This window comes from Pedobacter sp. V48, assembly GCF_000523515.1.
Lineage (GTDB): Bacteria > Bacteroidota > Bacteroidia > Sphingobacteriales > Sphingobacteriaceae > Pedobacter.
The window spans coordinates 88,896-95,530 of record NZ_AWRU01000012.1 but is presented as its reverse complement, the minus strand read 5'-3'; the positions used below and the strand labels follow the sequence as shown (position 1 = coordinate 95,530).

Here is a 6,635-nt window from a genome sequence, read left to right as displayed (position 1 = left end):
CTACACGACGCTCTTCCGATCTTAGCTAAAGGCGATCAGGGTATTCAAGGTATTCAGGGTGCAACTGGAGCTGATGGCTTGAAAGGCGATAAAGGTGATCAAGGTATTCAAGGTCCTGCCGGAGCTGATGGCTTGAAAGGTGATAAAGGTGACCAAGGTATTCAAGGTCCTGCCGGAGCTGATGGATTAAAAGGTGATAAGGGCGATCAGGGTATTCAAGGTATTCAGGGTGCAACTGGAGCTGATGGATTAAAAGGTGATAAGGGCGATCARGGTATTCAGGGTGCARCWGGAGCTGATGGCTTGAAAGGCGATAAAGGCGACCAGGGTATTCAAGGTGTTCAGGGAGCAGTAGGTCCTCAGGGTCTTACTGGAGCAGCTGGAGCTGATGGATTAAAAGGCGATAAAGGTGACCAGGGTATTCAAGGTCCTGCTGGAGCTGATGGCTTGAAAGGCGATAAAGGCGACCAGGGTATTCAAGGTATTCAGGGTGCAACAGGAGCTGATGGCTTGAAAGGTGATAAGGGCGATCAGGGTATTCAGGGAGAAACGGGTTCAGTAGGTCCTCAAGGTCCTGCTGGTGCAACAGGAGCTGCTGGATTAAAAGGCGACAAAGGTGATCAGGGTGTTCAAGGTCTTCAGGGACCTGCCGGAGCTGATGGATTAGGAGGGAAGACAACCGCAGGAACTGGTATAAGCATAGTTGGAGCTGGAACTCAGGGTTCACCTTACGTTGTGTCGTCGACGATTGTAGATACAGATAATCAGCAAATAACAAATCTGTCATTTGATGCGGTGACTAAAAATTTAAATCTGACAATAGAGCGGGCTGGTGCTACTAAATCAGTAAGCTTAGCTGGTTTGGAGACCGTGACAACGCTAACTCAAAATACCTCTACAGGTGATTTGACGTATAAAAATGAAGCAGGAACAAACGCACTAGCTAAATTGAAAAGTGCTAATACACCAAATATTTTAAGAATTGGAACTGACGGTGGTCTATTATTGTCTGCAGCAGACATTCCAGCTCAGACACAAACCAATACAACCCTTGCATTTGATCAGGCAACAAATATATTGACTTATACCAATGAGCAGGCTAATAATCCAACGTTAGACTTAACACCGCTCAAAGTAGAGCCTTGGCAGATACAAAGCACAACCAATAAGGCTACCCTCAATACAGATCAGATTTATCAAATGGGTAGTGTAGCTATTGGTATAAACAAGGTTATTGCTCCATTCACAGCTGGGGGTGTAACTATTACACCAAAATTCCATGTAGAAGGAGATATGTATACTTCAGGAAAGCTATTTACCCAGAATTCAGTTTATGCAGATTATGTATTTGAAAAATATTTTGATGGAGTCTCAGGTATTGATAAGAATTACAAATTTAAATCATTGAGAGAAGTTGAAGTATTCATCAAAGCGAATAAACATCTTCCTGGTGTGACACCAATTTCTGGTACCAAAAAGACAGCTGGTGGTTATGCATTTGATATTACCTCGTTGTCTGTTCAATCATTGGAAAAACTCGAAGAGTTGTACCTACACGTCATTGAACAGCAAAATCAAATTGATGCTAAAGACAAGGAAATCGAAGAGTTGAAAAAGGTGCTTAAGGAGCAAACCGAAAAAACAAATGAACGTTTGGAGAAATTAGAAAAAGCACTAATCAAACAATAAGTAAAACATGCTCTGGAGGGTGGCAGCGTATTTCTGCCCTCCCAGTTTAAACAAACTAGTAATGAAAAAACACTTATTCCATATGATATTTCTGACTCTTTCCGTGGCTGGATATGCCCAGAATGTTAAAACAGGTATCGGTTCAAGAGATCCTCAACAGAATTTGCATGTGTCGGGCGCTACAGGTACACCAACAAATGTCGGTACTACAGGAATAAAACTGGTTAAGCCAACTGTTAGGATAGATGGACTGAACAGTGCAAATAATGTTGCTAGTCCAGCTGGTACTGACTCTCTCAAGAGGATATATGCCAATCAAAATGGAGACCTGGTTTTAGTTGACAGAAAATTGGAGCAACCAGTTTTTGCACAGCAGTTTGGAGACGTAATCCCTACCCAAACAAAAACACTGATTGGATTTGGGACTGTTGGGGAAGAGCCATTAAAAACATTGACATTTAAGTTAATGCAACCCTCGGTTGTATATTTTTCTGCCTCTTTCGCAGCGGTGGTTTCTACTGCCAGTATAATTGCGCCGACTGATAGGCGTGCCAAGTTATTTGGGGCGTATTTTCGGTTTTCCAGTGCGCCAACGAACGTATCAACAACAGCAAATTTTGGCACTAACAAAAAAACTTATACCAACGGAACAACAGGCATAGCAGGGTTGCCTCTTGGATCACCATCTACAGGAATACCAGGTGTTAAGGGAACTTTTATACTTAACCCGCGCGCAAGGCTGGTATTGCCGGCTGGTGATTACACCCTAGTGCTTTATGGCGAGGTAACTTCAAATACAAACATATTAAGCGTGCTTCCAAGTGTAGAATTTGGAGGTGGGACCGAGGGAGAGAATTTTATTGTCAGTGCTACACCAATTCAATATTAAGAACCATTACCAATGAAAAAACAAACGAAAAGCACTTTTGCCTCTTTGTTCCTTACATTAATATGTGCAGTTAATGGATATGCACAAGGTCCGACGGGTATCAACACCAAAACGCCACTACAACAATTGCACGTTGCGGGCACTAGCTCTTCTGCCCCTATAGGCAGTTCTGGTATTAATGTAGTAAAACCAACCATACGGATAGAAGGGCTTAATATGGCGAATAACACAGCCAATGGTATACTTGGGGCTTATAACTTACCTGTAATACTTAAAGCTGCACCCTATAATGCAACGCCTTTTTCCTGGACAAGCGCGACTCAGGTACAACCGGTATCAGTTACACAAGCCGGAGATTTGATTTTAAGTCGTGATTATGTAATACCATTGGTAGCAACCAGGCTTGGAGATGATGAGCTGACTGCAGTTGCCGTGACAGATGTTTCCGATGGCAATAACTCTACTGTAGGGGTTTTAAAAAAATATGCTTTTACTTTAGATCAGCCTGCTATGGTACATTTTCTAGCGTCTGTTAGTGTTGCTGTTTATGCAACGAACGGAACTGAATTGGTAGATGGGGTAGATAGAGCCTATCACGCTGTTTTTCGGTTTCCAAGTGTAGCTGGAAAGAATGTGGGAGTTGGTGTTCTCAATACTCTTTTTGGACAGGACGGAAATAGTTATACAAATGCCCAACCAGGAGGAACAAATGGTAACATGTATGCCATAGCAGAAACCTATTTAATCTTACAAAAGGGTAACTATGAAGTGGAGCTTTTGGGAAGGGTGGGCGGCTATGACTACATCTCCAGGATTGTTTTTGGACCAGGATCAGATGATATGGTCAGTATCATAGCCACACCATTATAAAAGATATATCAATGAAAATAACAATAATATCAACAATACTAATGATGGCGAGCGGTTCTTGTTTTTGCCAAACTGCTCAGACTGGGGTCAATGCCAGGGATCCTCAGCAAACCGTAAATGTCAGTGGAACACCATCAACTCAAACTGCAATAACTGGTTATACTGGTAAATATTTAGTTACCCCTACCATGCGGGTAGACGGGCTAAATCAGGTGAACAATTCCACACATCCGGCTTCACCTGCAATTTCAGTGTTACCACTTTATGCCACTACAAATGGAGAGCTGGTTATTAGCAGTAATAGGGTAAACCAAATTGTAAAAACTTTACCCGGCGCAGCTGGTTTTGATGCCATTAGTACCCCTGTTACACTTGTAGTAACCGGAACACAGACTGGAATTGGTACATCTGTAGTTACTACTCCAAGCTCTTTGATTACTCCCGTGAATTTTACTTTAACCAGGCCATCTATGATTTACATTAATGCTGCAGTTTCTGTTGGGTCGGTAACCTCAAATACTCTCATCTCGCCAGTGCCACCCCCGCCAGCACTGCCATATGATATCCTAGAGGACGGAAAAGCAAGGATGATGGGGATCCAATTTCGATTTACAAAGGTGGCAGCGGGAAGCGGAATGCCGGTTAATGTTCCCTTCGCCTCCAGCACAGATTCTTTTACCAATGAACAACTTCCAACTAGTGGTACAAACATAATTACAGGGTTTTTCTATTATAATTTAGGTAAACAAATTATGTTGCCAGCCGGCGATTATACTTTTGGAATTTGGGGTTGTGCAGCGGGTAATGGCAATCCCTTCAGGCTCATTTTCGGCGAAGCCACAACAGATGTTTTAAGTATTACTGCAATTGCACTATAAATTATGGGTAAAAACAGACATAAAATATTGCTGCTGATATGCTTTTTATCAATAGCATCTATAGGGTATAGTCAGACGGGCTTGGGAAGTATGACGGTTGATGAATCGACGGTGGTTATTGCTGCCGGTACGGCCGAGCAACGCTTTTCTGAGAGTAGTTATTTTGGTCCTAATGCCCATTGGGAAATAAGCGGTACGCTGGAAATATACAGTAAAAATATATGGATTGCTCCAGGGGCGACTTTTAAGGGAAATGGTAAAATTATCATTTACAATCCCGGGGCAAATCCATTTTATGAAGATATGGCCGCCGGTCCGACCAGGATAGATGGCAACAATGGTGCATTTATCGGGATGCTGGTGGAACACCGCAATGATGACAATCTAGTATTGGCCGATGTCGATGATCCGGGATACGGAACCATGAACCCGCAAGGGGCACTGGCGGCGGCATTGAAAATCGGCTCGACCCTTGATCTTGCCGTAAACAAGGCGGACATCATCCTGAATGGGAATAACCTGGTTTTTAACAGCGATGGTAGGATCATCAATTATGGCGAGGACAGGATGGTGGTGACCAGTAATAGTATTACAGGTCATATGGTCAAGGAATATGGCAGCAGTGGCTCATTTGTCTTTCCTGTGGGGATTGCCGAGGGAGATTACACTCCTGCAACGTTAAGCTCTTTGGCTGCAAGCACCTTGTATGTAAGCGTTCAGAATTATGCTGGATCATTTATGCGCGGGCTGAAACCTGAGCTTGGAATGGACAGGAACTGGAATATCTATGGTTCCAGAGCACTGAAGGTAGATATGACTTTACTGCACAATGCCAGTACCAATGGTGCATTGTTTAAGGATCCCAATGCTTCGGTGACCAAATTTGTCGGTGGTACTAAATGGGACTTTTTAAAAAGTACAAATCCTTTGCCTGGAATACATACAACCCTGGGCGCGGATATCATTGCTGATGCCTCTGATAACGGCGGCTGGTTTACCAAGTATGCGGTGTCAGGTTCGGCATTGCTGATTCCTAACCTCTTTACTCCGAATGGCGATGGTACAAACGATGTCTTTGAGATCCGTGGAATAGAAGGTTTTGCAGAAAACGACATCATCATTGTCAACCGCTGGGGTAATGAAGTATTTAAGCAGAGGAATTACCGGAACAACTGGGCGGGTCAGGGACTCAATGAGGGGACTTATTTCTATGTACTGCGTGTAAAGGAGAACCTCAATTCGGACTGGCAGGTGTTTAAGGGGTACATAACCCTATTGAGGGCATTTAATAAATAAAGATAACTGATTACTGGTTTTTCCAGGTTGGAATAATAAAATGAAGAGAATAAAAATAATAATTACTGGGTTGTTGATACTGGGGTCACAGCTGGCTAAAGCCCAGCAGGATGCCCAGTACAGCCAGTATATGTTTAACGGGATATACATCAATCCTGCTTATGCAGGTTATAAGGAACAGTTGAACCTCCATAGCTTCTACAGAAGCCAGTGGACAGGAATTCCCGGGGCACCTAAAAGCATGTCGCTCGCGCTGGATGCGATTGCTAATGATGGCAATGTTGGTCTCGCCCTGCAGTTGGCCAGTGACAGGATCGGTGCGCAAAGTACGCTTTCAGCTTATGCAAATTATGCCTACCGATTGAGGCTAAATACAGCAGGAACCGCCCGCTTGTCTCTTGGTCTGGGGGCTGGAATTGTACAGCTCGGAATTGATGGATCTAAGCTCAATCCGAATGATTTTGAACAGGAGCAACCTACAGGAATGCAGAGCAAGATTGTCCCTGATGCAAGAACCGGGGTTTATTATTCGGATAACCGGTTTTATGCAGGCTTTTCTGCTGATAACCTGATTGCCCAGGTTTCTAAAGTACAGGCGGACGGATTTATTTTGCAAACTAAGCCACATTACTATCTGACTACGGGAATGCTGATTCCTTTATCAAAGGATATTCAGCTGAAACCTTCCTTCCTGCTCAAAGATGACCGCGGGGGGCCGACGAGTCTGGATGTAAATGCTTTCGTGCTGCTGGCAGATAAGCTCTGGCTGGGTGGTTCGTATCGTACAGGTGTCAAATTGTATGACAAAAGCTATCTGCAAAAGGATCTTTCCAATAGAAACTCGGTGGTTTTTGCGATGGAAGTGTTTCCTGTGAGCAGCCTGAGGATCGGTTACGCTTATGATGTGTCCGTTGGCGCTTTGAAAGGATATAGTGGCAGTACGCATGAGATTTCAATTGGATATTATTTTAAAACAAAAGATACAAGAATGGTTACCCCACGCTACTTCTAAT

The 6,635-nt window shown here is 43.5% G+C and carries 5 protein-coding genes; all 5 read left to right on the top strand.

From position 1 onward, the window contains the following. Window positions 1-1,750: 1,750 nt before the first annotated feature. The 5 genes from N824_RS12280 to N824_RS12260 are packed head-to-tail and all read left to right on the top strand — an operon-like array spanning window position 1,751 to window position 6,634. Complete coding sequence (locus N824_RS12280) at window positions 1,751-2,578, top strand: hypothetical protein (RefSeq protein ID WP_152542228.1); 828 nt, start codon at window positions 1,751-1,753, stop codon at window positions 2,576-2,578. A 12-nt stretch (window positions 2,579-2,590) separates the two neighbouring features. Next, on the top strand, window positions 2,591-3,448 hold the full coding sequence (locus tag N824_RS12275; RefSeq protein ID WP_048905442.1) for a hypothetical protein: 858 nt from the start codon (window positions 2,591-2,593) through the stop codon (window positions 3,446-3,448). A gap of 11 nt (window positions 3,449-3,459) precedes the next feature. Next, on the top strand, window positions 3,460-4,326 hold the full coding sequence (locus N824_RS12270) for a hypothetical protein (protein ID WP_048905441.1): 867 nt from the start codon (window positions 3,460-3,462) through the stop codon (window positions 4,324-4,326). A gap of 3 nt (window positions 4,327-4,329) precedes the next feature. Continuing rightward, window positions 4,330-5,622, top strand: a complete 1,293-nt coding sequence (locus N824_RS12265) for a gliding motility-associated C-terminal domain-containing protein (protein ID WP_048905440.1) — start codon at window positions 4,330-4,332, stop codon at window positions 5,620-5,622. A gap of 40 nt (window positions 5,623-5,662) precedes the next feature. Then, the gene (locus N824_RS12260; protein ID WP_048905439.1) at window positions 5,663-6,634 is read left to right on the top strand and encodes a type IX secretion system membrane protein PorP/SprF; all 972 of its coding nucleotides are present in this window, start codon (window positions 5,663-5,665) and stop codon (window positions 6,632-6,634) included. Window position 6,635: the final 1 nt, after the last annotated feature.